23 protein-coding genes are annotated in these 26,343 nt (G+C 74.2%); 13 read left to right on the top strand and 10 right to left on the bottom strand.

Annotated features, from left to right (window positions below; genetic code table 11):
• Positions 1 to 23: 23 nt before the first annotated feature.
• Positions 24 to 842: an RDD family protein gene (locus BKA22_RS01360; protein ID WP_146951101.1), complete on the bottom strand. Its 819-nt coding sequence runs from the start codon at positions 840 to 842 to the stop codon at positions 24 to 26.
• A 129-nt stretch (positions 843 to 971) separates the two neighbouring features.
• Between BKA22_RS01360 and BKA22_RS01355 the strand changes: the two genes are divergently transcribed.
• Positions 972 to 1,961 carry a stage II sporulation protein M gene (locus tag BKA22_RS01355; RefSeq protein WP_146951100.1) on the top strand — a complete coding sequence of 330 codons (990 nt, stop codon included), beginning with the start codon at positions 972 to 974 and terminating at the stop codon, positions 1,959 to 1,961.
• A gap of 76 nt (positions 1,962 to 2,037) precedes the next feature.
• Here BKA22_RS01355 and BKA22_RS01350 read toward each other — a convergent pair whose 3' ends face one another.
• The 6 genes from BKA22_RS01350 to BKA22_RS01325 form a co-directional block, all read right to left on the bottom strand.
• Positions 2,038 to 3,234, bottom strand: a complete 1,197-nt coding sequence (locus tag BKA22_RS01350) for a winged helix DNA-binding domain-containing protein (RefSeq protein WP_146951099.1) — start codon at positions 3,232 to 3,234, stop codon at positions 2,038 to 2,040.
• Positions 3,235 to 3,309: 75 nt separating this feature from the next.
• Complete coding sequence (locus tag BKA22_RS01345) at positions 3,310 to 4,602, bottom strand: DUF58 domain-containing protein (RefSeq protein WP_146951098.1); 1,293 nt, start codon at positions 4,600 to 4,602, stop codon at positions 3,310 to 3,312.
• A 39-nt stretch (positions 4,603 to 4,641) separates the two neighbouring features.
• Positions 4,642 to 5,649 carry an AAA family ATPase gene (locus BKA22_RS01340; RefSeq protein ID WP_146951097.1) on the bottom strand — a complete coding sequence of 336 codons (1,008 nt, stop codon included), beginning with the start codon at positions 5,647 to 5,649 and terminating at the stop codon, positions 4,642 to 4,644.
• A 146-nt stretch (positions 5,650 to 5,795) separates the two neighbouring features.
• Complete coding sequence (locus BKA22_RS01335) at positions 5,796 to 6,899, bottom strand: DUF4350 domain-containing protein (RefSeq protein WP_223203376.1); 1,104 nt, start codon at positions 6,897 to 6,899, stop codon at positions 5,796 to 5,798.
• A gap of 143 nt (positions 6,900 to 7,042) precedes the next feature.
• A complete protein-coding gene (locus tag BKA22_RS01330) occupies positions 7,043 to 7,756 on the bottom strand; it encodes a DUF4129 domain-containing protein (protein WP_223203375.1) in 714 nt (237 codons plus the stop codon).
• On the bottom strand, positions 7,753 to 8,847 hold the full coding sequence (locus tag BKA22_RS01325) for a DUF7847 domain-containing protein (RefSeq protein WP_223203374.1): 1,095 nt from the start codon (positions 8,845 to 8,847) through the stop codon (positions 7,753 to 7,755). Before BKA22_RS01325 ends, BKA22_RS01330 begins: the two co-directional genes overlap by 4 nt.
• A gap of 355 nt (positions 8,848 to 9,202) precedes the next feature.
• Here BKA22_RS01325 and mtrA point away from each other — a divergent pair, with 355 nt between their 5' ends.
• The 8 genes from mtrA to BKA22_RS01285 all read left to right on the top strand — a co-directional run bounded on the left by mtrA (position 9,203) and on the right by BKA22_RS01285 (position 20,931).
• On the top strand, positions 9,203 to 9,886 hold the full coding sequence (gene mtrA / locus BKA22_RS01320) for an MtrAB system response regulator MtrA (protein WP_146951094.1): 684 nt from the start codon (positions 9,203 to 9,205) through the stop codon (positions 9,884 to 9,886).
• Between the two features lie 28 nt (positions 9,887 to 9,914).
• Positions 9,915 to 11,627 (top strand): MtrAB system histidine kinase MtrB, encoded by a 1,713-nt coding sequence (mtrB, locus tag BKA22_RS01315; protein ID WP_223203373.1) that lies wholly within the window; start codon positions 9,915 to 9,917, stop codon positions 11,625 to 11,627.
• Positions 11,624 to 13,297 carry an LpqB family beta-propeller domain-containing protein gene (locus BKA22_RS01310; protein WP_223203372.1) on the top strand — a complete coding sequence of 558 codons (1,674 nt, stop codon included), beginning with the start codon at positions 11,624 to 11,626 and terminating at the stop codon, positions 13,295 to 13,297. Before mtrB ends, BKA22_RS01310 begins: the two co-directional genes overlap by 4 nt.
• An 83-nt stretch (positions 13,298 to 13,380) precedes the next feature.
• The gene (locus BKA22_RS01305) at positions 13,381 to 14,331 is read left to right on the top strand and encodes a ComF family protein (protein ID WP_179561588.1); all 951 of its coding nucleotides are present in this window, start codon (positions 13,381 to 13,383) and stop codon (positions 14,329 to 14,331) included.
• A gap of 161 nt (positions 14,332 to 14,492) precedes the next feature.
• Positions 14,493 to 15,113: a ribosome hibernation-promoting factor, HPF/YfiA family gene (gene hpf / locus BKA22_RS01300; protein ID WP_146951092.1), complete on the top strand. Its 621-nt coding sequence runs from the start codon at positions 14,493 to 14,495 to the stop codon at positions 15,111 to 15,113.
• A 91-nt stretch (positions 15,114 to 15,204) separates the two neighbouring features.
• Positions 15,205 to 16,530: a winged helix-turn-helix domain-containing protein gene (locus BKA22_RS01295; RefSeq protein WP_146951091.1), complete on the top strand. Its 1,326-nt coding sequence runs from the start codon at positions 15,205 to 15,207 to the stop codon at positions 16,528 to 16,530.
• A gap of 98 nt (positions 16,531 to 16,628) precedes the next feature.
• Complete coding sequence (gene secA / locus BKA22_RS01290) at positions 16,629 to 19,442, top strand: preprotein translocase subunit SecA (RefSeq protein ID WP_146951090.1); 2,814 nt, start codon at positions 16,629 to 16,631, stop codon at positions 19,440 to 19,442.
• Between the two features lie 295 nt (positions 19,443 to 19,737).
• On the top strand, positions 19,738 to 20,931 hold the full coding sequence (locus BKA22_RS01285; protein WP_146954894.1) for an IS30 family transposase: 1,194 nt from the start codon (positions 19,738 to 19,740) through the stop codon (positions 20,929 to 20,931).
• 58 nt (positions 20,932 to 20,989) lie between these two features.
• On the opposite strand, the gene BKA22_RS01280 is transcribed toward BKA22_RS01285, so the two are convergent.
• Together BKA22_RS01280 and BKA22_RS20225 are read right to left on the bottom strand one after the other, a co-directional pair.
• On the bottom strand, positions 20,990 to 21,712 hold the full coding sequence (locus BKA22_RS01280) for an Rv3235 family protein (RefSeq protein ID WP_146954829.1): 723 nt from the start codon (positions 21,710 to 21,712) through the stop codon (positions 20,990 to 20,992).
• Positions 21,709 to 22,635: a LysM peptidoglycan-binding domain-containing protein gene (locus tag BKA22_RS20225; RefSeq protein ID WP_146954828.1), complete on the bottom strand. Its 927-nt coding sequence runs from the start codon at positions 22,633 to 22,635 to the stop codon at positions 21,709 to 21,711. The genes BKA22_RS01280 and BKA22_RS20225 overlap by 4 nt, the downstream gene beginning before the upstream one ends.
• 144 nt (positions 22,636 to 22,779) lie before the next feature.
• Between BKA22_RS20225 and BKA22_RS01270 the strand changes: the two genes are divergently transcribed.
• Entirely contained in the window at positions 22,780 to 23,307 is a 528-nt protein-coding gene (locus BKA22_RS01270) for a hypothetical protein (protein ID WP_146954827.1), read from the top strand.
• Between the two features lie 36 nt (positions 23,308 to 23,343).
• Here BKA22_RS01270 and BKA22_RS01265 read toward each other — a convergent pair whose 3' ends face one another.
• Positions 23,344 to 23,574 carry a helix-turn-helix domain-containing protein gene (locus BKA22_RS01265; protein ID WP_146954826.1) on the bottom strand — a complete coding sequence of 77 codons (231 nt, stop codon included), beginning with the start codon at positions 23,572 to 23,574 and terminating at the stop codon, positions 23,344 to 23,346.
• A 113-nt stretch (positions 23,575 to 23,687) separates the two neighbouring features.
• Between BKA22_RS01265 and BKA22_RS01260 the strand changes: the two genes are divergently transcribed.
• From BKA22_RS01260 to BKA22_RS01250, 3 genes are all read left to right on the top strand, one after another.
• Positions 23,688 to 24,365 carry a hypothetical protein gene (locus BKA22_RS01260; RefSeq protein ID WP_146954825.1) on the top strand — a complete coding sequence of 226 codons (678 nt, stop codon included), beginning with the start codon at positions 23,688 to 23,690 and terminating at the stop codon, positions 24,363 to 24,365.
• A 1-nt stretch (position 24,366) separates the two neighbouring features.
• Positions 24,367 to 25,698 (top strand): CpaE/TadZ family protein, encoded by a 1,332-nt coding sequence (locus BKA22_RS01255; RefSeq protein WP_146954824.1) that lies wholly within the window; start codon positions 24,367 to 24,369, stop codon positions 25,696 to 25,698.
• Between the two features lie 130 nt (positions 25,699 to 25,828).
• A complete protein-coding gene (locus tag BKA22_RS01250) occupies positions 25,829 to 26,290 on the top strand; it encodes a DUF6912 family protein (protein ID WP_146954823.1) in 462 nt (153 codons plus the stop codon).
• Positions 26,291 to 26,343: the final 53 nt, after the last annotated feature.

The raw sequence follows: 26,343 nt of genomic DNA, 5'->3' as shown, positions 1-26,343 counted from the left end.
TCGCCGGACCCGCTCGACGGGGCTCAGTCGACGGGGTCCGGAACCCCGTGCGGGAGCCGGTGCAGCAGGACGGCCTCCTCGGCCTCGCGCGCGGCCGCCCGGTGCCCGGAGCGCAGCTCGCGCACCCGGCGCTCCGCCAGAACGGCCGCCAGGAACGCCTCGGGGTGCGTGCCCGGCGGAGGCAGCGGGCGCACGTAGCGCTGCACCTGGGCCGTCAGCTGCGTGCCCAGCTCGACCCTCGAGGCGGGGTGCAGGCCGGCCGCCCGGACGACGAACTGCCGCACGGCGAGCGCGAGACCGTCCGGCAGCCGGGCGATGTCGGCGTGCTGCGCCCATCCGAGCAGCGCGTACGGCATGGGCACGAGGGGACGGACCGGCGCCTTGCCGCGGACCCGCACCGCGTAGGTGCCGGCCAGCATGTCCCCGAGCCGCTTGCCCTGCGGGTGCACGATCGAGGAGATCAGCGCGACCGACCCGAGGGTGGCCCACAGCTCGACGACGCCGACCAGGGCACGGACGAACGCCTGGCGGAACACGATCGGGCCGCCGTCGTCCCGCACGATGCGGATGCCCGCGATGCGCTTGCCGAGCGAGCGGCCTCGGGTGAGCGTGTCCACGGTCGTGGGTGCGATCACCATCACGGTCGCGGTGACCAGGATCCCCAGGATGCGGGCGACCTCCTCGGAGGGCGACCAGTCGGCGGTCGTGAGCACGATGATCGCGACGAGACCCACGAGGGCGAGCAGCAGCAGGTCGAGCACCGCGCCGAGCACCCGGGAGGCGAAGGACGCCGGACGGGCGTCGAGCAGCACGCCCTCGCCGGTGACGATGCCCTCGTCCATGCGGTCGTCCTCCCTGCTGCCTCTGCCGATGCCGCGGTGCGGTGCCGGCGACCTCCGGGGGAGGCCCGCAGGGAACGCTACCGGGTGCACGTCCCCGTCCCGGCGTCCCGCGGTGGCAGGCTGTGCGTCATGGATCTCGACGCGTTCACCGAGACCCGCACGCCTGCGTGGCTGCGGCTCGACGACCTGGCCGGCCGTCGCCGGCTCACCGGCGCCGAGTCCGACGAGCTCGTCCGGCTGTACCAGGCCGTCGCCACGGACCTGTCGGCGATCCGCTCGAGCGCACCCGACCCCGAGACCGTGACCCGGCTGTCCCAGCTGCTGGCCCGCGCGCGGGCGGCCATCGCCGGGGCGCACGAGCCGTCGCTGCGCGACGTCAGCCGGTTCGTCGTCGTCACGCTGCCCGCGGCGCTGCACCGCATCCGGTGGTGGACCATGTCGGTCATGGTCGCGTTCGTGGCGGTCGCGGTCGTCGCCGGCTGGTGGGTCGCGACGCAGCCCGAGGCGCTCGCCGTGATGGGGACCCCGTCCCAGCAGCAGGAGTACGTCGACAACGCCTTCGCGCAGTACTACGACCCGGGGGCCGGCTTCGCCGCGATGGTGTGGACCAACAACGCCTGGCTCACGGCCGTGTGCGTCGGCGCCGGCATCACCGGTGTCATCCCGCTCTACCTGCTGGCCTCGAACGCGATCCAGGTCGGCGCGACGGGCGGCATGATGGCCGCGCACGGGCACCTCGACGTGTTCCTGCAGCTCATCGCCCCGCACGGCATGCTCGAGCTGACCGCGATCTTCGTGGCGGGTGCGGCCGGCCTGCGGCTCTTCTGGACGTGGATCGACCCGGGCCCACGCACGCGGACGAGGGCGCTCGCGCAGGAGGGGCGTTCGCTGCTCACCGTGGCCATCGGGCTCGTCGGCGTGCTGGGTGTCTCCGGTCTGATCGAGGGGTTCGTGACCGGGTCGGCGCTGGCGTGGTGGCTCAAGATCGTGATCGGGGCGCTCGCGCTCGCGGCCTTCTGGGCCTACGTGCTGGTGCTCGGCGGTCGGGCCGCCGCGGCGGGCGAGACCGGCGACCTGGACGACGACCGGGCGGGGTACGTCGCGGCCCAGGTGGGCTGACCTCCGGCCGTCGGTCGACCGAGGGCTGCCTGTGCGCCGGCCAGGGTCTCAGAAACGGGATGCGAGGACAGAGATCTCAGGACGGGCCGACGGCCACGGCGTGCTCGTCGGCGTCGTCCGCCACGAAGCGCACGAGCCGTTCTCCCTCGGCCACGACCTCCCGCAACGCGGCCGGACGCGTCGGGCGCAGCGGCGTGACCGTCAGGGTCGCGAGCTCGCGCGTCCCTCGTGCTCCTTCCCGAGGGCCCAGGCGTGAGCGGGCGACCGACCACACGGCGCCGACCGTGCCGTCGATCAGCACAGTGCCCGGCAGCACGCCGTTCGGGCTGCGCAGCCTGGTCCGCGCGTCCTCACCGACCACCCGGGACCGGTCGGCGTGCGAGAGCAGCGCGTTGTCCAGGTCGGGCAGGAACCGGGCCGGTGCGGGCACGTCCGCGGGGGGTCGAGGGGCGTCGGGCAGGTCCACGAGCTCGCGGCCGCGTGCGGGGCCCTCGCCCGGGGCGGTGCGGAACGTGACCAGCCGGGGCCGCAGCCGCTCGACGACGGTCCGCAGGCCCGTCAGCCCGGACCAGGTCTGCAGGTCGGCGACGCTCGCGGGGCCGAACGCCGCGAGGTAGCGCAGCACCAGCCGCTCGAGCTGCGCGGCGCGCACGTCCGGGTCGGCGAGGTCCGGTGCGGCGCCCACGAGCTCAGGTCCGAACCAGGACGTGGCCGTCGTCCACGTGGTGGCACCGGAACGTCCCCACACCCCGCGCGGCGGCACCTGCACGAGCGGCAGCGTGCCCCGGGCGGCGTACGCCAGGGTCGTCGGAGGGACCTCGGGCCACCGCTCGGCGAGCAGCGCACCGAGCTCCGTGGTGACGCGTGGCCGTTCCTCGACCAGAGCCCGGGCTCGCGCGGTCAGCTCCGCGAGGTCGACGGCGCGCAGAGCGTCCCGGTGGGCCACGTTGCGGGTCAGGTCCCGGGCGAACAGGTCGCCGACCAAGCCGGGCAGCAGGAGCGCGTCGGCCGCGCCGAGCAGATGGATCGTCCCGCGCATGGCGGCGATCCGCGCGGCGGTTCGCCCCTCGAGCGCTGCGCCGAGGTCGGCGTGGGTGAAGCCCTCGACGCGGCTCCACAGGGCGACGTAGGGCGAGCCGACGTTCTGCGCCTGCACGCCCACGAGATGGTCCACCGTGCCTGACGCGGCGCCCGGGCGGCGGACGAGCAGGCCCTGCCGGGCCAGCAGAGCACGGTTGAGCTCCCGGCGACCGATCACGTGGGCGGTGTCCATCCTGGGACGGTACCGACAGGCGCCCACGCTCTCCTGTGGGCGCCCGAGCCCCGCGGACGGGCGCTGGGGTCGGCGTCAGAGGCGCCCGGCGGCCTTGAGCGCGAGGTAGGTGTCGGCGAGCGCCGGTGCGAGCTTGTCGGGCAGTGCGTCGACGACCTCGACCCCGCGCTGGCGCAGACGCAGGGCCACGGCGGCCCGCTCGAGCTCCCCTCGCTCGGCCGCGGCCGCGTCGTACACGGCCGCCGCATCGGCACGGCCCTGCCGCAGCTCCTCGACCTCGGGGTCACGCACGGAGGCCAGCACCACCTGGTGCCGGGAGGTCAGCTGGTCCGCGACGCCCAGCAGCCCCTGCTCGACGGCCGACGGCTCGAGCGCGGTCAGCAGGACGACGAGGGAACGCTGGCTCATCCGCTCGCGCACCGTCGAGACGACCGCGGGCCAGTCGGTCTCGACGAGCGCCGGCTCGACGACCGCCAGCGCGTCCGCGACCGCGGTCATGAGCCGGGGGCCCGAGGCGCCCGCGACCCGAGCACGCAACCGGCGGTCGTGCGCGACGAGCTCGACGCGGTCACCTGCGCGGGACGCGAGCGCGGACAGCAGCAGCGCCGCCTCGATCGACGCGTCCAGCCGGGGGGCGTCGAGGACGCGCGCGGCCGACGTGCGGGACGTGTCGAGCACGATCATCACCCGCCGGTCGCGCTCCGGGCGCCACGTGCGCACCACGACGTCCGCCCGACGGGCGGTGGCGCGCCAGTCGATCGACCGGACGTCGTCACCGACGACGTACTCGCGCAGCGAGTCGAACTCGGTGCCGGCTCCGCGGATCTGCACGGCGGACCTTCCGTCGAGCTCGCGCAACCGGGCCAGCCTGCTCGGCAGGTGCCGACGCGAGGCGAACTCGGGCAGCACGCGCAGCCGACCGGGAACGGTCAGGGACGCCTGCCGGCCCGCCAGGCCCAACGGTCCGGTCGAGCGGATCGTCACCCGGTCGGCGTGCAGGTCGCCACGGCGGCTCGGCACGAGCACCGTCGTCAGCCGGGTGCCCTCGCCGGGCGGCAGCGCGGCCACGTGCCGGTCGGTCACGGCACCGGCGGAGGGCTGCCACGCGTCGCGCACGAGGGCCCGCACGGTGCGTCGTCCCAGGTTCGTCAGGGTGAGCGTGGACCGGGCCGGCTCGGTCAGCCGGACCGCCGAGGGCACGTCACGGCTGACCGCCACGGTCCGGGGGGAGCCCGCCAACCCGGCGTCCAGGGCGCACGCCAGCACGACGACGAACGCCCACAGCAGGACCGTGCCGGGCACCGGGACCAGGAACGCCGCGGGCAGCCCGAGCGCCGTCAGGGCGACGGCGCGCCACGTGATCGTCATCGGGTCCTCCCGCGTCCGCCCGTCACAGGGAGCGGCACGTCAGCGGGGCACGGGGACGGAGGCGAGCACGGTGTCGAGCACGCTCTCCGTGGTGACGCCCTCGAGCTCGGCCTCGGCCCGCAGCTGCACCCGGTGCCGCAACGTGGGGTGCGCGAGCGCCTTGACGTCGTCGGGGGTCACGTAGCCGCGGCCGGACAGCCACGCCCAGGCACGGGCGGTCGCCAGCAGCGCGGTCGCACCACGGGGCGAGACACCCAGCGAGAGCGAGGGCGACTCACGCGTCGCGCGGCACACGTCCACGGCGTAGCCGAGCACCTCGCGTGAGACCTGCACCTGCGCGACCTCGGCCCGGGCGCGTGCCAGCAGCTCGATGCCGGCCACGGGTCGGACCCCGGCGCCGCGCAGGTCGCGCGGGTCGAAGCCCGAGGCGTGCCGGGCGAGCACCTCGACCTCCTCCTCGCGTGCGGGCAGCGGCAGCGTCAGCTTGAGCAGGAACCGGTCGAGCTGGGCCTCGGGGAGCGGGTACGTGCCCTCGTACTCGACCGGGTTCTGGGTCGCGATCACCAGGAACGGGTCCGGCAGGGGGCGCGGCGTGCCGTCGACCGAGACCTGCCGCTCCTCCATCGCCTCGAGCAGCGAGGCCTGCGTCTTCGGGGGCGTGCGGTTGATCTCGTCCGCGAGCAGAAGGTTGGTGAAGACGGGACCCTCGCGGAACGAGAACTCCGCCGTGCGCGCGTCGTAGACCAGCGACCCGGTGACGTCGCCCGGCATGAGGTCCGGCGTGAACTGCACCCGCGTGGTGCGCAGGTCGAGCGCGGCCGACAGGGCCCTGACCAGGAGGGTCTTGGCGACACCCGGGACGCCCTCGAGCAGGACGTGACCGCGGCACAGCAGCGCGATGACGAGCCCGCTGACGGCTGCGTCCTGGCCCACGACGGCCTTGGCCACCTCCGTCCGCACGGCGCCGAGCGCGTCACGCAGCTCCACGGACACGGACGGCGGTGCGACCGGTGCGGCCGGTGCGGCCGGTGCGACAGGGCTCGCCACGGGCGGCGCGGCGAAGGGTGCCGCGGCCGGTGCCGCAGGGTAGGCGGCGAGCGGCGCCGCGGGCGTGGACGGTGCCGGCGGCCAGGCCGGGCCGGTGGGTGCCTGCGGTGCAGGGCCGCCGGGTGCTCCGCTCGGGAAGGTCTCGCTCACGATCGGTGAACCTCGCTCTCCAGGTGGTCAAGGTCGTGCGCCAGGCGGGTCAGCGCGGCGTCGTCGGTCGGTGGTGGTCCGTACAGCAGGGCGGCGATCTCGACCCGGTCGCGCCCGGTGGCGAGGGTGAGCGCGTCGATGACCGCGGTGGCGGGCGCGGAGCGGGGGAGCCCCAGGCGTCGGGCCGCGCGGGTCGCGGCACCAGCCCGCAGCGCGGCGGCGGCATGTCCCCGGCTGCGTCCGCGCCGGTACAGCCGGCCGCGTCCGCGCGTGGTCTCCGCGGAGCGCACGACGACGGGCAGCGGCTCGGTCACCAGCCGCCCGAGACGACGTCCGCGCCAGAGCGCGGTCACCAGGGCGACGAGCAGCAGCTGCAGCGCGGCCACGGGTGCGGCCGGCGGGAGCAGGTCGGTCAGCGAGGGGCCGGTGGCCTCGGTCGTGCCGGTGTCGGACAGCGAGGGCACGTACCAGACGAGCGTGTCGTGGCGGCCGAGGAGTCGAAGGACGAGCGCCGCGTTGCCCTCGTCGGCGAGCGCCTCGTTGGTCAGCGGTGTGACGTCGCTGAGCACGGCGACGCGGCGGGCGCCTTCGACCACCGCGTACGCGCCGGTGCCGGGCGCGTCCTCGGCCCCGGGGAAGCAGATCGTGGCGTCCGGCCCGGTGGCCATGAGCGCGCCCGACGCGGTGATGGTGCCCGCCGCGGTGGCGTCGGCGTCGGTGCACGACGCGCTGCGCACGGTCGGCGCGTCGGAGAGCCATCCGGCCGAGGTGATCTGGTCGGTGAACCACGGAAGGCTCCACCCCGGCGCGAGCAGCACGAGATCGGCCGGGGTGTCGGCCAAGGCCTCGACCTGGGTGTCGGAGAGCAGGGCGTCGCGCACGACGAGCAACGTCGTGCCCGCGTCCGCGGCGGCCACCGCGTCGGCCGTCGTGCGCACGAACCGCACGTCGACGCCCTGGCGGCGCAGGATCTGCGCGGCGGCGCGCGCACCCCCGGCCGCGGTGTTGTCGGGTGCCACCGGCACGGTCGAGGTGCGGGGTTCGGGCAGCGCGGCCAGGAGGCCCACGAGCACCACGGCGGCGAGCAGGGCGAGCGGCATCCGCAGGCGCCTCCAGCGGCGTGCGGACCTCGAGCGCGTGGACGTGCCGTCGCCGACCACGGCGTCGTGCATTGCAGGTGCAGGTGCAGGTGCAGGTGCGGGTGTGGTGCGCCCTCCGGCGGGAGGTGCGGTCGTCGGCGCGCTCACCGGTCACCGTCCGTGCTGTCGGCCGGTGCGGAGGCCGCGGCCACGAGGTCGGCGGGCAGACCGGGCCGCAGGCTGCGGGTGCGCTCGTCGAGCTCACGCACCCAGCGGTCGTCCTCGGCATCGGCGGAGGCCGAGCCGTACGCGACGTCGTCGAAGAGGTGCCCGGCACGCACGAGGTCGTCCGCCACGGCCGGCAGTCGCCGCCCGGCCTCGTCGGCCACCTCGTGGGCGGTCCGTCCGGGCCGCACCTCGAGCACGGTGCGTTCCTCGAGCGAGCGCACGAGCGCGCGGAACCGTTCGAGCACCGCGAGCCGGTGGTCCCCGATCGCCGCGGCGGCGTCCGCGGCGGCCCGCAGCTGGGCGGCCGTGCGGGTGTCGTCGCGCGAGAGCACCTCTGCCGCCGCCCGGCGCGTGCGGTTCACGCGGACCGGCCCGGTGACCCACAGTGCGGCGAGGGCGATGACGACGAGCACCGCCACGACGACCACGGCGGCCTGCCACGGCGGGAGGCCCACCGAGGGGAGCCCGTCGAACTGCGCCTGGATCCAGTCGACCAGCCGCGCCAGCAGCGAGCGACCGTGGTGGTACTCGGCCCGGGTCAGCTCGTCCGCGGCCCACTTCTGCGCGGTCGACGCGTCGGGGTCGACGGGTACGTCGGAACCGACCTGCGGCAGGCGCGCCAGGAGCGCGACCGTGCCGGGCGTCCTCACGCCGCGGACTCCCCGGCGGCGCGGGCGAGCGCGATGTCGAGGCCCTCGCGACGCATCCGGACGTCGATGTACAGCAGGCCGACGACCGCGGACAGGTAGGTCGTCGAGAGCGTCAGCCCGATGACGTCGGCCACCGAGACGATCGCGATCGACGCGAAGCTCGTGCCGGACGCGTCACCGGTGGCCAGGCCTGCGATGACGGTCGCCGGCGCGGAGATGATCGACACGACGATCGAGACGAGGATGCTGACCAGCAGGTAGATCCCGAGCAGGCGCCAGAAGCTGCCCCGGGTCAGGCGCCAGGCGCGTGCGACGGCCGCCCAGAACCCGCCACCCTCGAGCATCAGCGCCGCGGGTGCGAGCAGCGTGCGCACGGAGTACCACACCGCGGCCACGGCCACGGCGAGCCCGCCGATGAGTGCGACGGCCACGGCGGCCCCGGCGGAGTCGTTCACGGCGAGCGGGACGATCGCACCGATCCACACGGCGAGGACGACGAGCTGCGCCAGCCCGGACAGCACCGTGAAGCCCAGCACGTACCAGACCCGCCAGGACCGCAGCACCTCCTTGAGCCCGATCGTGCGACCGATCACCGACCGGCTGACGGAGAGGATCACCAGCCCGGACAGCACGGTCGTGGCGACCGAGACGACAGGCAGGGTGAGGATGTCGGCCAGGCTCGTCCCGAGCGTGCCCTCGACGTCGTACAGGCCGGACGGGTCGAGGCTGCCGGCCAGGTCGGCGACCTGCGGGGCGATGAGCCCCCCGACGTACCAGGTCAGCACGGCCTGCACGGCCACGGCCGCGGTCACGACGAGTGCTGCGAGGCCGAACATCACGCGCGGGTTGGCGCGGATCGCGCGGAAGCCGCCGTCGAGGATCTCGCCGAGGCCGAGCGGGCGCAGCGGCACGATCCCCGGCTGCAGCACGGGCGGGGGAGCGGCCGCCCACGCCGGGTAGGACCGCGGGGGCCCGTACCCCGGCACCTGCGGGTAGCCGGCCTGCGGGTAGCCCTGCTGCGGGTAGCCGACCGGCGGGGCCGCGGGAGGCTGCGACCAGCCGGGAGGAACGGCGCCCACGGGGGGTGCCACGGGCGGACCGGAGGGAGCAACGGGCGGTGCGCCCGCGGGTCCGCCGGCAGACGGGGTGCCCTCGGTCGGCGGCGCGCCAGGTGCCGCCCAGGTGGGCGGTCGGGGGGCGTCGTCGTGCGGCGTCGTCATGCGGTGTCCGGCTCCCTGTCGTGCTCGGCACTGGCGGTCGCCCCATCGTGCCACGCAGGTGCTCCCTCTCGGGCCCGCCACGTGCACGGGGAGACCCCTGGCCCGGTCCGTCGGGCGCCCCGGGCAGGTCCGGGCGGGTGAACCCTGCCCCGACGGTGACCGTGCAGGTGGCGCGATCGGGCGGCTGCGGCCCGTGCCCGCCCGAGGCAGTGCCACAATGACGCGCATGAAGGGTCGCGTGCTGGTGGTCGACGACGACACTGCCCTGGCGGAGATGATCGGTATCGTCCTGCGTTCGGAGGGCTTCGAACCGCTGTTCTGCGAGGACGGCGACGAGGCGATCGGGGTGTTCCGCTCGACGCAGCCGGACCTCGTGCTGCTCGACCTCATGCTGCCCGGCAAGGACGGCAACGAGGTGTGCCGGCTGATCCGTGCCGAGTCGGGCGTGCCGATCGTCATGCTCACGGCCAAGAGCGACACGGTCGACGTCGTGCTGGGCCTGGAGTCCGGGGCGGACGACTACATCTCCAAGCCGTTCAAGCCCAAGGAGCTGGTCGCCCGCGTGCGCGCACGGCTGCGCCGTACCGACGAGCCCGCCCCCGAGCACCTGTCCATCGGTGACGTGTCGATCGACGTGCCCGGCCATCGTGTCGAGCGGGCCGGTCGCCCGGTGTCGCTGACGCCGCTCGAGTTCGACCTGCTCGTGGCGCTGGCCCGCAAGCCGTGGCAGGTCTTCACCCGTGAGGTGCTGCTCGAGAAGGTCTGGGGCTACCGGCACGCGGCGGACACGCGGCTGGTCAACGTGCACGTGCAGCGGCTGCGCTCGAAGATCGAGACCGACCCCGAGCGGCCCGAGATCGTCGTGACGGTGCGCGGCGTCGGCTACAAGGCGGGCGTGGGCGCGGGGTGAGCCGATGGTGGCCACGGGTGAGCCGCGGGTGAGCACGTTTCGCGCCGGCTCGGGCACGGGTCGTCGGTGGCGTCTGTGGCGGCTGCGGATCGGTCGTCGGGCGAGGGCGGTCCCGCGGGCCTGGCGGAGCTCGTTGCAGCTGCGGACGATCGTCTCGACGCTTGCGCTCGGGCTGGTCGCGCTGCTCGTGGTCGGCTGGTACGTGGGCGAGCGGACGCGCGACGGCCTGTTCCTCGCACGCGTCGACCAGGTGCTCGACGAGAGCGCACGCAGCACCCAGGAGGCTCAGGACTCCTTCGACGCCTCGACGGCCAAGACCGGCAGCGAGGTGCAGCGGCTCCTCCAGGGCGTCGTGGAGGCGCAGCGGCTCGGCGGGTCCGGCGACCGTGAGGTGTTCCTGCTGCGTGCTCCCGGGCAGATCTCCCCGGTGACCGCGGGGTCCGCCGCGTCGGACGCCTCCCTGGTGGACCTGGTGAGCAAGGAGCTCAAGGACGCGACCGCCGAGGGCGGGCAGCACTGGCAGTCGGTCGCGCTGCCCGTCGGGACCGCGGACGCCCCCGCGGTCGTCGTGGGTCAGGACGTCGACGTGCCCGTCGTCGGCACCTACCAGCTGTTCTTCCTGTACAGCCTGGAGACCGAGCAGGACCGGCTGGACTTCCTGCAGCGCACGCTCGCGCTCGCGGCGATGGTGCTCGTCGGCCTGCTGGGCGGCATGACGTGGCTCGTGACCCGCCAGACGGTGCACCCGGTGCGCCGCGCGGCGCTCGTCGCCGAGCGGTTCGCCGACGGTCACCTGACCGAGCGCATGCCGGCCCGCGGGCAGGACGAGATGGCGACCCTCGCCCGGTCGTTCAACGGCATGGCCGAGAGCCTGCAGGACCAGATCCTGCGCATGGAGGAGCTCTCGGCGTTGCAGCGACGGTTCGTCTCGGACGTCTCGCACGAGCTGCGGACGCCGCTCACCACGATCCGGATGGCCGGCGAGGTCATCCACGGGTCCCGCGAGGACTTCGAACCCGCGGTGAAACGCTCCGCCGAGCTGCTGGCCATGCAGCTCGACCGGTTCGAGGACCTGCTGGCCGACCTGCTGGAGATCAGCCGGTTCGACGCGGGCGCCGCGATGCTCGACGCGGAGGGGCGTGACGTGCGCGACGTGGTGCTGCAGGCCGTCGAGAACGTCGCGCCCCTGGCCGAGCGCCGTGGGTCGTGGCTGCGCGTGTCGCTGCCCGACGACCGGTGCGCGGCCGACCTGGACCCGCGTCGGGTCGAGCGGATCCTGCGCAACCTGCTCGTCAACGCGGTCGAGCACGCCGACGGGAGCGCGGTCGAGATCACGGTCGGTGCGGATGCGCACGCGGTCGCCGTGACCGTGCGTGACCACGGCGTCGGCATGACGGCCGACGAGGCCGACCACGTGTTCGACCGGTTCTGGCGCGCCGATCCCGCGCGCGCACGCACGACCGGGGGCACCGGGCTCGGCCTGGCGATCTCGCTGGAGGACGCGCACCTGCACGGCGGCTGGCTCGAGGCGTGGGGGCGTCCGGGCCGGGGTGCGTGCTTCCGGCTGACGTTGCCTCGCCGGGCCGGCATCCGCCTGACCGGCTCGCCGCTGCCGCTCGTCCCGGTCGAGCCGGACCTGCCGCTGGCGCGGGTGAGCGAGCCGCGTCGACCGGGCACCGACCCCGCGGCGCTGCCCGAGCTGGGGCACGGCACGGCCGACGACGACCTGGAGGTGCCATGAGCCTGCGTGCCGTGCGGAAGGCGTTCGTCGTGGCCGTCTGCGTGCTCGGCCTGGCCGCGTGCACGTCGATACCGACCCAGGGCCCGGTCGTCGCGGGCGACCCGCAGGTCACCGAGCCGGGCGGGGTCGACCTGCTCGCCGAGGGCCCGACGCAGGACGCCCCGCCGGAGAAGATCGTCGAGGGGTTCCTGCTCGCCGGGGCCGCCGGTCTGGCCGACGACTTCGTCGTCGCCCGCGAGTTCCTGTCCGGGGAGATCCGCTCGTCGTGGGAGCCGCTCGCGGGCGTCGTGGTCGCCACGTCCCTGGACATCCAGCTGACGACGTCGACGCAGGTGACGTTGAGCGTCCCCGTCGAGGCCCGCGTCGACGCCGACGGGCGCTACGTGGAGGCGGCGGCCGACGCGCGCGAGTCGGTGACCTTCGACATGGTGCAGGACGACGAGGGGCAGTGGCGGATCGCGAGCGGGCCGCAGGGCCTGGTGCTCACCCAGCCGGTGTTCGCCTCGCAGTTCCGATCGACGCCGGTGTACTTCCTCTCGCCCGACAAGCAGTTCCTCGTGCCGGACACCCGGTGGTTCCCGAACCGCAGCAGCCTGGCCACCTACGTGATGCAGGCGCTGCTGGCGGGACCGTCCCCGTGGCTACGGGACGCGGTCGTCACGGAGGTCCCCGAGGGGACCGAGCTGGTGCCCGGGGCGGTGACCGTCGGGCGCGACGGCGTGGCCGACGTCGAGCTGGGGCCGCAGTCCGCGGTGCTCGGCGCGGATCGTGACCTGCTGGTGGCGCAGATCGAGGCCTCCTTGCGGATCCCGAAGGTGGGGTCCGTGCGCGTCGTGTCGGACGGCGTCGTGCTCACCGGCACGGCGGTCCTCGATCGGGGTGTGCTGCCGAGCCTCAACCCCGAGTTCCTCCAGGACGGCTCGCTCGTCGAGCTGGCGGGCACCGAGGTGAGCCCGGTGGCCGGGGTGGCCACGCTGCAGGGGCTCGGTGCCGCGGCACCCGCCCGGTCCGAGGACGGCTCGGTGCGCGTGCTGCTCACCACGTCGGGCATGGCGACGGTCCCGACGGACGACGCCCCCGGTGAGCTCCTCGTGCCCGGCTTCGACCTCGCGGCCCCTTCCGTCGACCGGTTCGGGTGGGCGTGGACCGCGCACACCTCGGGCGGTTCGGAGGATGCCGCGCTGCAGGTCGCCACACCCGGGCAGGACGCGGTGCGGGTCGCCGTCGACTGGTTGGCCGGCCGACGGGTGCTCTCTGTCCGGGTCTCGCGGGACGCCACCCGGATCGCGGTGGTCTCCGACGGCCCCGACGGGGTGGCCGTCGACGTCGCCGGTGTCCTGCGGGACGACGCGAACGCCCCGGTGCAGCTCGGCGAGCCGATCCGGGCCGGTGCCTCCTTGACGCAGGCGGTCGCGGTCGTGTGGGTCGACGAGGCCACCATCGGCGTGCTCGGCCGCAGCGGTGCGGGTTCGGCGCTGCACCTCGTGCCGGTCTCCGGGCCGACGTCCGCGCTGCCGGAGATGGCCGACGTGGTCTCGGTGGCTGGCGGGCGTGGCGCCCGGGCGCTGCTGGTGGCGACCTCGGGCGGTGAGCTGTTCCGGCTGGACGGTCCGAGCTGGGTGCAGGTCGTGGGTGTGGACGGCGCGTCGGACCCGTCGTACCCGGGCTGACCACAGCCCCGCGCCCGTGGCCCCTGTCCCGCGGACGCGCCCGCCCGCCGTGCTCGTGCACCGGGGGCGGGCACGCTGCGCGGATGAGGGTCGAGGCAGCGGACAGGTGGGCGTCCTGGTGCGCCCGCGCGCGGCGTGCCGTGCGTCCGCTACGAGAGACCGGTCGTGGCCTGCTCGGGCTCGTGCTGCCGGTGGCCTGCGCCGCCTGCGGGGCGGACGACGTCGCCTGGTGCGGCCCGTGCCGTTCCCTGCTCGACGGCCCGCCGTGGCGCTGCGAGGAGCGTGCGGGACGGCTCGACCGGATGGGGACGCGACCGGACGTGCCCGCCTGGGCGCTCGCCGACGCCGTCGGCCCGGTCCGGTCGCTCGTCGTGTCGTGGAAGGACCGAGGCCGGACGGACGTCACGGGTGATCTCGTCCGGGCGCTCGCGGCCGGCGCGCGCCTGCTGGCGCCCGAGCTGACCGCCGCCGTCGCGGTGTGCCCGACGCCCGCGCGGCTCCTGGTGGTACCGGTGCCGTCGACGGCTGCGGCGCGTCGACGGCGCGGGGCGGACCTCGTGGCACTGCTCGCCGGGGGCGTCGCGGAGGCGCTCGACGACGGCCCGGGACGACAGGAGCGGGGGAGCAGGGCGCGCGCCCTGGTCGCGCTGCGCCGGCGCGGCGGCCGCGACCAGGTGGGGCTGGGGCGACGGGCCCGCGCCGACAACCTCGCCGGCCGGGTCCGTCTGGCCCGTGGCCTCGACCCTGCGGAGCTCGACGGCGTACCCGTGCTGCTGGTCGACGACATCCTGACCACCGGGGCGACGGCCGCGCAGTGCCAGGAGGTCCTCGCCCGCGCGGGTGCCGTGGTCATCGGGCTCCTCGTGCTCGCCTCCACGCCGCCGCCGGGCGCCCCGAGCACCCTCGCCCCACCGCCCGTCGCGCCCGGTTCGCGCCGGTTCGGGGCAGCCGCCGCGGGTGATCTCGACCGTTCTCACGATCTGCACAGCGGGACGCGCGCCAGGACGGTGGATAGTGCGCCGTTGCGGAGATAGCGTGGATGCCTCAGCCGACACGTCGGCGAGGTGGTCGGGGCCTCTGCGCCCGGACGCCGCGCCGCCGCCGGGAGGAGGTGATGCCGCCCGCCGTGCCCTTCGGAGCACGACGCCGATGTCACCCGGGCGGGTCACCGCCCCTACTCCTGGAGGAGACACACATGGAGATCGTGGTTGCCGGCCGGCACACCGAGGTATCCCCGCGATACCGCGCACACCTCGAGCAGAAGCTCGAGAAGGTGACGCAGCTGGCCCCCCGCGCCCAGCGGATCGACGTCCTCGTCTCGCACGAGGCCAACCCCCGGCAGTCCGGCAGCAGTGAGCGCGTCGAGCTCACCGTGGTCGACCGCGGGCCCGTCATCCGCGCCGAGGCGTGCGCCGACGACCGATACGCGGCTCTCGACCTGGCGCTGGGCAAGCTGCTCGAACGTCTGCGTCGGACGCGCGATCGGCGCAAGGACCACCGCAACCACACTCCGCTCACCCCGGTCGACGTGCGTCCGCCCCAGCCGGAGGCGCCCGTCGTGGAGGCGCAGGTGGCACCCGACGGCTCGGTCGAGACCACGCTCGGCGACTCCCCGGTGGTGATCCGCGAGAAGGTCCACCAGGCCCAGCCGATGACGGTCGATGACGCGCTCTACGAGATGGAGCTCGTCGGTCACGACTTCTTCCTGTTCATCGACGTCGAGACGGCGCAGCCCGCTGTGGCGTACCGGCGTCGCGGGTGGAGCTACGGCGTGATCAAGCTCGACACCCCGGTGGCCTCGACGGTCGCCGTCTGAGCACTGCCGACGTCTGAGCACTGCTGACGGCGGGGCGGCCCGATCCCTCGGGTCGCCCCGCCGTGTCGGTACCGGGCGCGAGGATGGCCCGATGACCGCCACCGACACGCTCACCGGGCCCCGCGCGCGGGGCGCTCGTGACCTGGATCGCCTGAGCCTGTCCCAGGCCCGCCGCACGGCGCTGCGCGCGCAGGGCCTGGACCGTCCGAGGCCCGTCCGGTCGGGCCCGGTGACGATGCGGCACTTCCAGCAGGTGATCGACCGGGTGGGCCTGCTGCAGATCGACTCGGTCAACGTGCTCGCACGGGCACACCTCATGCCCGCGTTCTCCAGGCTCGGCTCGTACGACCCGGCCCTCCTCGAGCGTGCGTCCGGTCGGGCGCCGCGGCGGCTCGTCGAGGCCTGGGCGCACGAAGCCTCCTACGTGCCCCCGGAGACGTTCCGGCTGCTCGAGTGGCGCCGACGGGCGTACCGCACCGAGGCGTGGGGCTCGATCGCGCAGGTGCCGGGCGAGCACCCGCAGGTGCTGGCCGACGTCCGGGCGATGGTCGCCGACCTCGGCCCGCTGACCTCCGCCCAGGTGCACGAGCGCTTCGAGGCGCAGCACCCACGCACCCGCACAGAATGGGGCTGGAACTGGACGGTCGCCAAACGGGTGCTGGAGTACCTGTTCTTCACGGGCGAGGTGACCTCGGCGGGGCGCACCAGCACGTTCGAGCGCCGCTACGACCTCACCGAGCGGGTGCTTCCCCCGGACGTCCTCGCCGCCCCTGAGCCGTCCGACGAGGACGCGGCCCGTGCGCTGGTGGAGATCGCCGCGCGTGCGCACGGGGTCGGGACGCTGCGGTGCCTGGCCGACTACTTCCGCATCAGCGGGGCGCGCGCCCGGCCCGCGGTCGAGGCGCTCGTCGAGGAGGGCACGCTCGAGCCGGTGGTGGTCGACGGGTGGGGGCCGGCGTTCAGGCACCGCGACGCGACCACGCCCCGGCGGGCGTCCGGCGCGGCCCTGCTGAGCCCGTTCGACCCGCTCGTGTTCGAGCGCCGACGCGTCGAGGACCTCTTCGGGCTGCGTTACCGCATCGAGATCTACGTGCCCGAGCCCAAACGCGTCTGGGGCTACTACGTGCTGCCGTTCCTGCTGGGCGAGCACCTCGTGGCGCTCGTGGACCTCAAGGCGGACCGGCAGGCCGGGGTGCTGCGGGTGCACGCGGCGCACCGCTCACCCGTCGGCGCAGGTGCGCGCGACGCACCCGCCGCACCTGAGGACGGAGCCGTCGCCGAGGCACTGGCAGCCGAGCTGTACGTGCTCGCCGGATGGCTGGGCCTGTCCGACGTCCAGGTCGGGAGCCGAGACGGGCTGCTGCGGGGCGACCTCGCCGACGCGCTCGCGCTGCGCGTTCTCCACCCCGGTCGCTGAGCCTCGCCTACGATGGTCGGGCCCGTCCGTGCGGTCGGGCTGCCAGCTGCTCCGTCGCCGCGCGCGCCCGGGGTGCGAACACATGTCGGGAGTCTTGCGTGCCTGCGATCCTCGAGAAGGTCCTGCGACTCGGCGAGGGCCGGATCCTCAAGAAGCTGTCGGGTCTCGCCGAGCAGGTGAACGCCCTCGAGGACAGCTTCCTCGCCCTGTCGGACGCGGAGCTGCGCGAGGAGACCGACCGGTTCAAGGCGCGGCTGGCCGACGGCGAGTCGGTCGACGACCTGCTGCCCGAGGCGTTCGCGTCGGTGCGCGAGGCCGCGCGTCGCACGCTCGGTCAGCGCCACTTCGACGTCCAGCTCATGGGCGGTGCCGCGCTCCACCTGGGCAACATCGCCGAGATGAAGACCGGCGAGGGCAAGACGCTGGTCGCCACCGCACCGGCCTACCTCAACGCGCTCACCGGCAAGGGCGTGCACGTCGTCACGGTCAACGACTACCTCGCCGGCTACCAGGCCGAGCTCATGGGGCGCGTGTACCGGTTCCTCGGACTGAGCACCGGCGTCGTGCTGGGCGGTCAGACCCCGGCTGAGCGACGCGTGCAGTACGCGGCCGACATCACCTACGGGACCAACAACGAGTTCGGCTTCGACTACCTGCGCGACAACATGGCGTGGACGACGGACGACCTGGTGCAGCGCGGCCACCACTTCGCCATCGTCGACGAGGTCGACTCGATCCTCATCGACGAGGCCCGCACCCCGCTGATCATCTCCGGCCCCGCGTCAGGCGACGCGAACCGCTGGTACGCCGAGTTCGCCAAGGTCGTGCGTCGCCTGCAGCCCGAGCGTGACTACGAGGTCGACGAGAAGAAGCGCACCGTCGGTGTCCTGGAGCCGGGCATCGAGCGCGTCGAGGACTACCTCGGCATCGACAACCTCTACGAGTCGCTGAACACGCCGCTCATCGGGTTCCTCAACAACGCCATCAAGGCCAAGGAGCTCTTCCGGCGCGACAAGGACTACATCGTCGACCGCGGCGAGGTGCTCATCGTCGACGAGCACACCGGCCGCGTCCTCCCGGGCCGCCGCTACAACGAGGGCATGCACCAGGCCATCGAGGCCAAGGAGGGCGTGACGATCAAGGCCGAGAACCAGACGCTCGCCACGATCACGCTGCAGAACTACTTCCGCCTGTACGGCAAGCTCGCCGGCATGACCGGCACGGCCGAGACCGAGGCCGCCGAGTTCCAGGGCACCTACAAGCTCGGCGTGGTGCCCATCCCGACGAACCGTGCGATGCAGCGCATCGACCAGAAGGACTTCGTCTACAAGAACGAGGACGGCAAGTTCGACGCCGTGGTCGCCGACATCGTCGAGCGGCACGCGCAGGGTCAGCCGGTGCTGGTCGGCACGACGAGCGTCGAGAAGAGCGAGCTGCTGTCCGCCAAGCTGAAGAAGCAGGGTGTGCCGCACGAGGTCCTCAACGCCAAGCAGCACGCCCGTGAGGCCGCGATCGTGGCGCAGGCGGGGCGCAAGGGCGCGGTGACGGTCGCGACCAACATGGCCGGCCGCGGTACCGACATCATGCTGGGCGGAAACGCCGAGTTCATGGCGGTGGCCGACCTGGCCGCGCGCGGGCTCGAGCCGGCGGAGAACGCGGAGGAGTACGAGGCCGCCTGGCCCGAGGCGCTCGAGCGTGCGAAGGAGGCGGTCAAGGCCGAGCACGACGAGGTCGTCGAGCTCGGCGGGCTGTACGTGCTGGGCACCGAGCGCCACGAGTCGCGCCGCATCGACAACCAGTTGCGTGGCCGTTCCGGTCGCCAGGGCGACCCGGGCGAGTCCCGGTTCTACCTGTCGATGCAGGACGACCTCATGCGCCTGTTCAACTCGGGTCTGGCTGAGTCGATGATGACTCGTGCCGGGTTCCCCGACGACATGCCGCTCGAGTCGAAGATCGTGACCCGCGGCATCCAGTCCGCGCAGTCGCAGGTCGAGGCACGCAACTTCGAGATCCGCAAGAACGTCCTCAAGTACGACGACGTCCTCTCGCGTCAGCGCACCGTCATCTACGACGAGCGTCGTCGTGTGCTCGAGGGCGAGGACCTGCAGGTGCAGGTCGGCCACTTCCGCACCGATGTCGTGAAGGACTACGTGACGGCGGCGACGAGCACCGGCACGCCGGAGGAGTGGGACCTCGAGGCGCTGTGGACGGCGCTCAAGGCCGTCTTCCCGGTCAGCATCACGGTCGAGGAGGTCGTCGAGCAGGCCGGGGGCGTCACGCGGCTGTCCGCCGACCTCATCGAGCGTGAGGTCCTCTCCGACGCCGAGCACGCCTACGCGGAGCGTGAGACGAGCATCGGCGCGGAGAACATGCGCCAGCTCGAGCGTCGCGTCACGCTCTCGGTCCTGGACCGCAAGTGGCGCGAGCACCTCTACGAGATGGACTACCTCAAGGAGGGCATCGGCCTGCGGGCGATGGCCCAGCGCGACCCGCTCGTGGAGTACCAGCGTGAGGGGTTCCAGTTGTTCGGCGCGATGACCGACGCCATCAAGGAGGAGACGGTCGGGTACCTCTTCAACCTCGAGGTGAAGGTCGCCGAGCCTGAGACGACCGAGGAGACGCCGGCGGTCACGGCGGAGTCCGCTGCGCAGGCGGCGGCCGGTGCGGCCGCGGCAGCCGCACGACCGCGTTCGGTGAGCGACGGCCCGGTGCCCGGACGGCTGGTCGCCAAGGGCATCGACGGTCCCGAGCAGCGAGCCCCTCTGCAGTACTCGGCGCCGAACGAGGACGGCGGCGTCGAGACCCGTCGAGGTGACGGTGCGGCGCGTCCTGCCGCGAGCCCCGCGGACGGCGATGCGAGCAGCAACCGTGAGGCTCGACGCAAGGCGGCCAAGCAGCAGCGCAAGCGCTGAGCCCTCGGGCCCGACCGCCCGTCAGCACGAAGCAGACCCCCCGCACCGCAAGGGCGGGTTCTAGCGATCCCCGCAACACCCTGAGTTTCAGGGAGTTGCGGGGATCGTGTCGTCGTTGGAGTTGAAGGGGTTGTTCTTCGCGGCCCTCGCGGTGGAGGAGGGGAACGTCTCGGCCGCTGCGCGTGAGGTCGGGGTGAATCTGAACACGGCGTTCGGGTGGGTGCGCAAGGCCGGTCTCCGCGGGACAGGCACTGGCGGCCGGGGTGGGCATCCTGGTCGGGCGGAGTACGAACGGTTGCGCGCTCAGGGAGTCAGCCGACGGCAGGCCGCTCGGCGTGTCAGCGTGCACGTGCGCACTGCTCGGGACTGGGATCGGGGCGTGCTCTCGCGAGGTCATACCCGGATCTATCCCGACGGCCGGAAGGTGGACTACCGCACCGGTGAGACCACGGCGGTCACCCCGCCGATCGGGCCGTCGATGGCCGTCGTGGAGGCCGTGCTGCACCCTCGGTTCCTGACCCTGGTCGAGCGTGAGCAGATCGCCGATCTGCGCCGTCGAGGTGAGTCGTTTCGCGCGATCGGGCGGGCACTGGGTCGGCCCGCGTCCACGATCATGCGTGAGATCAGCGCCAGGTCCGTCGACGGCATCTACCTTCCGCACCGCGCGCACCGGTCGTGGGCCTCGGGCAGGTCGCGGCCCCGGCAGGCCAAGCTCGCCCGGCACGGTCGCCTGCGTGACTACGTCGCGGGCAGGCTTGCCGAGCAGTGGTCTCCCGAGCAGATCTGTCACGCTCTGGTCCGGGAGTTCCCGGACGACGAGAGCATGCGGGTGAGCGTGGAGACGATCTACCAGGCGATCTACGTCCAGGCCCGCGGCGGTTTGCGCCGGGAGGTCGCCGACGCGCTGCGCACCGGGCGCACCCGCCGCAAGCCCCACCGGGCGCCCGAGCAGCGCACGCCTCGGTTCGTCGATGAGATGGTGATGATCTCCGAGCGGCCGGCCGAGGTCGCCGACCGGGCGGTGCCCGGGCACTGGGAGGGCGACCTGATCGTCGGGACGGGGTCGCGCTCGGCGATCGTGACCCTGGTCGAGCGCTCGACCCGTTACGTGATGCTCGGGCACCTGCCCGGCGGGCACACCGCCGAAGAGGTCCGCGATGTGCTGGTCCCGCTGATCGGGTCTCTGCCGGCGCACCTGCGCGGGTCGCTGACCTGGGACCAGGGCTGTGAGATGGCCGCCCACCAGCAGTTCAGCATCGCGACCGGGGTCCCGGTCTACTTCTGCGACCCGCACTCGCCCTGGCAGCGCGGGTCGAACGAGAACACCAACGGTCTGCTGCGCCAGTACTTCCCCAAGGGCACCGACCTGTCCGTCCACTCACCGGCCGACCTCGAGCACGTCGCTCAACAGCTCAACGCCCGACCACGCAAGACGCTCGACTGGGGCACCCCAGCCGAGCGCCTGCGTGATCTACTGACGACCACGTAGGCCACCAGGTGTTGCGAGGACCCCGAGAATCCGCCAAGGCGCGTGGGGGTCTGCTCGTTCAGCCGACCTCGAGCGCGGTCACGCGCCAGGCTCCGCGGTGCGTCTCGAGGCGCAGGGCCACGGCACGGACGCGACGACCGTCGTGCGCCACGACCGTCGCCTCGGCGACGTGGGGGTCCACCGCGCAGACCCGGACCTGGCGGACCAGGGGGCGACGACCGGTACCCGTGCCGAGCACCCGCACGGTCAGCACGGTGCGCGCCCGCAATGCCTCGTACACGCCGGGGGTCACCCAGCGGGCGAGCTGAGCGAGCGGCCGGGTGCCGGCCAGCACCTCGAGCACCGCATGCGCCACGGCGCCGGACGTGCGGCGCAGGTCGCCGGCAGGGACGGGCCCGCGCGGCTCGTCGGACGCCTCCACGACCGTCGAGCGGTCGACGGCCCGCAACGCGTCGATGCGAGCGCCCAACGTCTGCGGGACGGTGTACGCCGGGTGCGTCGCGGTGGGGATGGGGGCGAGGACCTCGGCGGGCAGGAGGTGCGCCCGCGGGCCGCCCGGCCCCGGGGTGCTTCCGGCACGAGGGCGCTCGCGCGGCGTCCGCGGTGCCGGTTGTCCGGGCGGGCCGGCGGGCGCCGTGGGTCGTGAGCCGGCGGTGCCACGGCGGCTCGGTGCAGCACCGGGGTCCCGCACGACGTCACCGCGTGCGTTGCGCCCGGACGGGGTCCCGGAGAGCGCGCGCTCGACGGGACCGGGCTCGTGCTCGAGTGTCTGCGTGCTCATCGGGTGGCCTCCGTCGGGGCGTCGGTGCTGGTCAGGGTCGTGGGGGCGTGCAGGTGCTGCCCGGGTTGCAGCAGGTCGGGGTCGTCGCCGATGACCCCACGGTTGGCCTCGAACCACAGGGGCCAGGCGGCGGCGATCTCTGTGTCGGTCGCTCCGGCCGGCAGGTGCTCGGCGGCGATGTCCCAGAGGCTGTCGCCCTGGGCGACGACGACCTCCGCGGGGACGACGGCCGTCGTCGGGTCCGGTGGCAGGGCGGGGAGAGAGGACGCGGTGCTCGCCACCGTCGAGGCGGGCGCGCTCGGCACGGTCGGCGCGGGAGCGACCTGGTCGGTCGGCTGCCAGGTCGTGTCCGGCGGTGCCGCGTCGGCGCGTGGCGTGGTGGTCGCGGAGACCCGTGTCACGGTCGCGGGCGTCTCGGGCGGCGCGGGAGTCTCGGGCGTCTCGGTCGCGCCGGCCGACCGCGAGGTCGGAGCCCAGCCGAGGTCGTCCGGGGCGGCGGTCACCGCCGAGGCGTTGCTCGTCGCCGTCGCCGTGGTGGGCGTGACGGTCGGGGGAGTTGCAGCCTGTGCGCCGGTGGCCAGGCCCAGACCCACCCCGGTGGTGATGGCGAGCGTGAGGGCACGGCGCACGACGACGGGTGCCGTCCGGTGCACGGCGGCCTCGCCGGACCGCCAGGTCCGTCCGGCCAGCCGGACGAGCGCGCACAGCAGGGCCAGCCCGGTGGAGAGCGTCAGCCAGGCCGCGACGGCGGTGCCCGCGCCGGTGACGGTGACCGCCACGAGGTCCTCGACCCGGGTCGCACCGCCTGCGGGAAGTGCCGCGAGGGTTCGGTCCGCGAGCAGCACCGTGAGGGCCGCCGCGGCTGCCGTGCCGCACAGCAGGCCGACTGTTCCGCCGAGCCGGCGAGTCCGCTCCTGGTCCACTCACGGTCCCCGATCATGTCGTTTGATGTCGTTTGATGAAGATTGGATGCGCTAGGTGTACAGGCTCGCGACGCACTGTGTCCAGTAAATCGGACAACTCGGACAGATCTGTGGATATCGGTCCTGTGCCTCTACCGTGACGTGGTGCGATGGGAGCAGCTGTTCGACGACTTCGAGGGCCAGATCCGGGCGTCGCGGATGGCCGATGCCCGTGCCGAGGTCGCCGACCTGGTCCGTGCGGAACGCGCCGGGATCCTCCTCGCGGACCGGCTGCGAGCCGCCCTCGGTCGCGAGCTCCGGCTCGAGGTCGACGGGGTCGACCCGGTCGAGGGCGTGCTGCTCGACGCGACGCGCGAGTGGCTGCTGCTCGCGACCTCAGCGGTGCGGCGGGCGCTGGTGCCGACCGCGACGCTCGTCGCGGTCGCGGGGCTCGACCCGCACGTCGCGCCCGCGCCGGGGCAGGTCGAGGCGCGCATCGGCCTGGGTCACGCCCTGCGCGCGCTCGCACGAGACCGTGCGGCGGTCCGGGTCGACGTCGCGGGGCGCTGCTGGCTCGGGCGGGTCGAGCGCGTCGGCTCCGACCACGTCGACCTGTCCGTGGGCGAGGAGCTGCGTCGCAGCACCCCGTTGGCCGTGCCGTTCACCGCGTTGCGGGTCGTCTCGACCCTCTGATCGGCGCTCCGTCCGTCGCGCCGCGGTGCGGCGGGCTCAGCCCGCGGTGCCCGCGCCGCCGTCGGAGTCCGCGGCGATGCGCGCCCGCGTCTGCTCGTACATCCGCTGGATGTACGACTCGAGCTCGGTCTGCTCGACGCGCCACTGGTTGCGCCCGCCGATCTGGATCGCGGGCAGCTCACCCGTGCGGACCAGTGCGTAGGCCTGGGGTCCCGAGATGTTCAGGATCTCCGTGACGTCGGCGAGTGTCAGGAACCGCGGGGACATGCCCGCAGTCTGGCACGAGGTGGCGCGCCCACCCCGTCGTCCACAATGCTCCGGGTGACCGTCTTGTCCGACTTGTTCCCGGCAGGATGGTGGCACCCGAGGAGAGGAAGCCGATGGACACGAGCGTGCTGGAGCTGCCCGCACCGGTGGCGGTGCGTCTGAGGCGGCCCGGATGGCGTGATCCGAGGCTCCTGGCGGGGCTGGCGATGGTCGCCGCGTCGGTCGCGCTCGGCTCGTGGGCGGTCCGCACGGCCCAGGCGACGGTCCCGGTGTACGTCGCCCGCGGGGCCCTCGTCCCGGGGGAGGCGGTCGCTGCGGACCGGCTCGCCGTCGTGGACGTGCGGCTCGGCACGGTCGGCCTGGACGGCTACCTCTCGGCCGACGAGCCGCTCCCGACCGATGCCGTCGTCGTCCGCGTGGTCGGGGACGGTGAGCTCGTACCCCGTGCGGCGCTCGGGACGCAGGACGACCTCGACGTGCGCCCCGTCGCCGTGCCCGTCTCGGTGGCGCCCTCGGACGGGATGGTCGTCGGGTCGCAGGTCGACCTCTGGTTCGTCCCGCCGACGGAGGCCTCCCTGGACGCGTCGGGTGCGGTCGCCCCCGACGGACCCCGGTCGCTCGCCGCGGGTCTGACCGTGGCCCAGGTCGATCGCCCGAGCGGTGCGCTCGCCGGCAGCGGCGCCACCGTCGTGCACGTGCTCGTGCCCGGCGACCTGCTCTCCGCGGTGCTCGCGGCGCTGGCGTCCGACGGCACCGTCGACGTCGTGCCGGTGCCGGGGACGGGAGGCTGAGATGAGCATCGGCGTCCTGTGCGCGGTCACCGGTGCGGCCGAGGCCAGCATCGTCCAGGCGGTCGAAGGTGCCGCCGGGCGGCTGAGCGTCACCCGGCGCTGCGCCGACCTGAGCGAGCTGCTCGCGGCCGCAGAGGCCGGTCTGGGCCGGCTCGCAGTGGTCTCCGCGGACCTGGAGCTGCTCGACCGCGAGTCGGTCGACACCCTGCACCGGTGCGGCGTGCGCGTCGTCGGTGTCCGGGATCCCGCCCGACCAAGGCACGGCGAGCTGCTCGCCGCGTGGGGTGCGGACCTGGTCGTCGATGCCCCGGCGGACCAGGCAGGTGCGGCCGGGGTCGTCCGGGACGTCCTCGCGGTGCTCGACGACCCTGCCGCCGCCGTGGTGGCACCCGAGCCGCGCCGGGCCACGGGGAGCCACGAACCCGCCGTCCCCGAGGCTGCTCCGGCGTCCGGTGCGGTCCTGGCGGTCTGGGGGCCGACCGGGGCGCCCGGGCGGACGACGCTGGCCGTCAACGTCGCCGGGGAGCTGGCGGCCTCCGGGCACAAGACGCTGCTGGTCGACGCCGACACCTACGGCGGGACCATCGGCCAGGTCGTCGGCCTGCTCGACGAGGCGCCGGGGCTGGCCGCGGCCGCGAGAGCCGCTGCGCAGGGCACCCTCGACCTGCCGACCCTGGCTCGCGTGTCACCGCTGCTCGGCCCGGAGCTGCGCGTGCTGTCCGGCATCTCCCGCGCCGACCGGTGGCCCGAGCTGTCCGGACCTGCGCTCGACGTCGTGTGGTCGTTCGCGCGACGGCTCGCGGCGTGGACGGTCGTCGACTGCGGGTTCTGCCTCGAGCAGGACGAGATGCTGTCGTACGACACCCGGGCGCCTCGACGCAACGCCGCGACCCTCAGCGCGCTGGAGGCTGCCGACGTCGTGCTCGTCGTCGGTACGGGTGACCCGGTGGGCATCCAGCGGCTCGTGCGCGCGCTGGGCGAGCTGACCGACCTCGGGCTCGGTCAGCAGCGCGTCGTGGTGGTCAACCGCGTCCGTGCGTCCGCTGCCGGCCCACGTCCGGCGGAGGCGGTGCAGCAGGCGCTCGCCCGCTACGCGGGCGTCACCGACGCGGTGCTGGTGCCCGAGGACAGGGCCGCGACCGACGCGGCGCTGCTCGAGGCGCGGCTGCTGCGCGAGGTCGCACCCGGCTCCCCGGCGCGGCGGGCGATCGCGGGGATCGCTGCGGTGCTCGGCGCGGTGCCCGGCGGGGTTGCGGTCGGGCACGCGCAGACCGACGAGCCGGCGCCGGCGGCCGACACCGGCAGGGCAGGGCTGGTCGGCGCCGGTCGGTGAGCCGGGAGCTGCCGTGCCGAGAGCTGCCGCGCCGCCGCACGCACGCGCGTTCGCGGCGCCACCGGACGGTGCGGTGACACCCCGGGCGGGGTCCGTCCTCGGCATGTGCACCGCACGGCAAGATGGTGCCGTGCGCATCTACCTGCCGGCCACGCTGGACGAGCTCGACACCCGGACCTCGCTCGGGACCCGACGAGCCCATGCGGTGACCCCGTCGTTGCGCGCGGCACTGCCCGAGGAGGACGAGGAAGGCCTCGAGTTCGCCGCCCAGCTGGCGGCCGCGGACGACTCGCTCCTGCTGGTGGCCGCAGCCCCGCACGCCCCCCAGCTGCGGCTCGTGGTCTCGGCCGACGTCCCGGACGTGCTCCTCGGCGAGCCCGACGAGACCGCCGGCCCGTTCGTGGCGGCCAGCGCCGTGCAGCTGCTCGGAGTGGTGCCGCGGGGCTGGGTGGCCTGCGTGCACGTCGACGAGCCCTCGGCATCGGCGGACGTGGCCGACGCCCTGACCGGTGACGAGGCAGCCGTCGAGCGTCTCGGCGAGCGGGACCTGCTCTGGTACGACGTCTCGGAGATCGGCGCGATCCCGCGCTGAGCACCACCTCGACGCCGACCGTGCCGCGATGGCCGGACGGCACCGGACGTCGC

Source organism: Cellulomonas soli (assembly GCF_013409305.1).
Taxonomy (GTDB): domain Bacteria; phylum Actinomycetota; class Actinomycetes; order Actinomycetales; family Cellulomonadaceae; genus Cellulomonas; species Cellulomonas soli.
This window is presented reverse-complemented; position numbering and strand designations above follow the sequence as displayed.

What these genes read in the sequence shown, in the direction of transcription:
- BKA22_RS01345 (WP_146951098.1), bottom strand. Translation starts at nt 4,602, where the DNA reads ATGACGATCACGTGGCGCGCCGTCGCCCTGACGGCGCTCGGGCTGCCC.
- BKA22_RS01280 (WP_146954829.1), bottom strand. Translation starts at nt 21,712, where the DNA reads ATGAGCACGCAGACACTCGAGCACGAGCCCGGTCCCGTCGAGCGCGCG.
- BKA22_RS01360 (WP_146951101.1), bottom strand. Translation starts at nt 842, where the DNA reads ATGGACGAGGGCATCGTCACCGGCGAGGGCGTGCTGCTCGACGCCCGT.
- BKA22_RS01335 (WP_223203376.1), bottom strand. Translation starts at nt 6,899, where the DNA reads ATGCCGCTCGCCCTGCTCGCCGCCGTGGTGCTCGTGGGCCTCCTGGCC.
- BKA22_RS01265 (WP_146954826.1), bottom strand. Translation starts at nt 23,574, where the DNA reads ATGTCCCCGCGGTTCCTGACACTCGCCGACGTCACGGAGATCCTGAAC.
- hpf (WP_146951092.1), top strand. Translation starts at nt 14,493, where the DNA reads ATGGAGATCGTGGTTGCCGGCCGGCACACCGAGGTATCCCCGCGATAC.
- BKA22_RS01355 (WP_146951100.1), top strand. Translation starts at nt 972, where the DNA reads ATGGATCTCGACGCGTTCACCGAGACCCGCACGCCTGCGTGGCTGCGG.
- BKA22_RS01255 (WP_146954824.1), top strand. Translation starts at nt 24,367, where the DNA reads ATGAGCATCGGCGTCCTGTGCGCGGTCACCGGTGCGGCCGAGGCCAGC.
- BKA22_RS01350 (WP_146951099.1), bottom strand. Translation starts at nt 3,234, where the DNA reads ATGGACACCGCCCACGTGATCGGTCGCCGGGAGCTCAACCGTGCTCTG.
- mtrA (WP_146951094.1), top strand. Translation starts at nt 9,203, where the DNA reads ATGAAGGGTCGCGTGCTGGTGGTCGACGACGACACTGCCCTGGCGGAG.
- BKA22_RS01295 (WP_146951091.1), top strand. Translation starts at nt 15,205, where the DNA reads ATGACCGCCACCGACACGCTCACCGGGCCCCGCGCGCGGGGCGCTCGT.
- BKA22_RS01310 (WP_223203372.1), top strand. Translation starts at nt 11,624, where the DNA reads ATGAGCCTGCGTGCCGTGCGGAAGGCGTTCGTCGTGGCCGTCTGCGTG.
- BKA22_RS01305 (WP_179561588.1), top strand. Translation starts at nt 13,381, where the DNA reads ATGAGGGTCGAGGCAGCGGACAGGTGGGCGTCCTGGTGCGCCCGCGCG.
- BKA22_RS01260 (WP_146954825.1), top strand. Translation starts at nt 23,688, where the DNA reads ATGGACACGAGCGTGCTGGAGCTGCCCGCACCGGTGGCGGTGCGTCTG.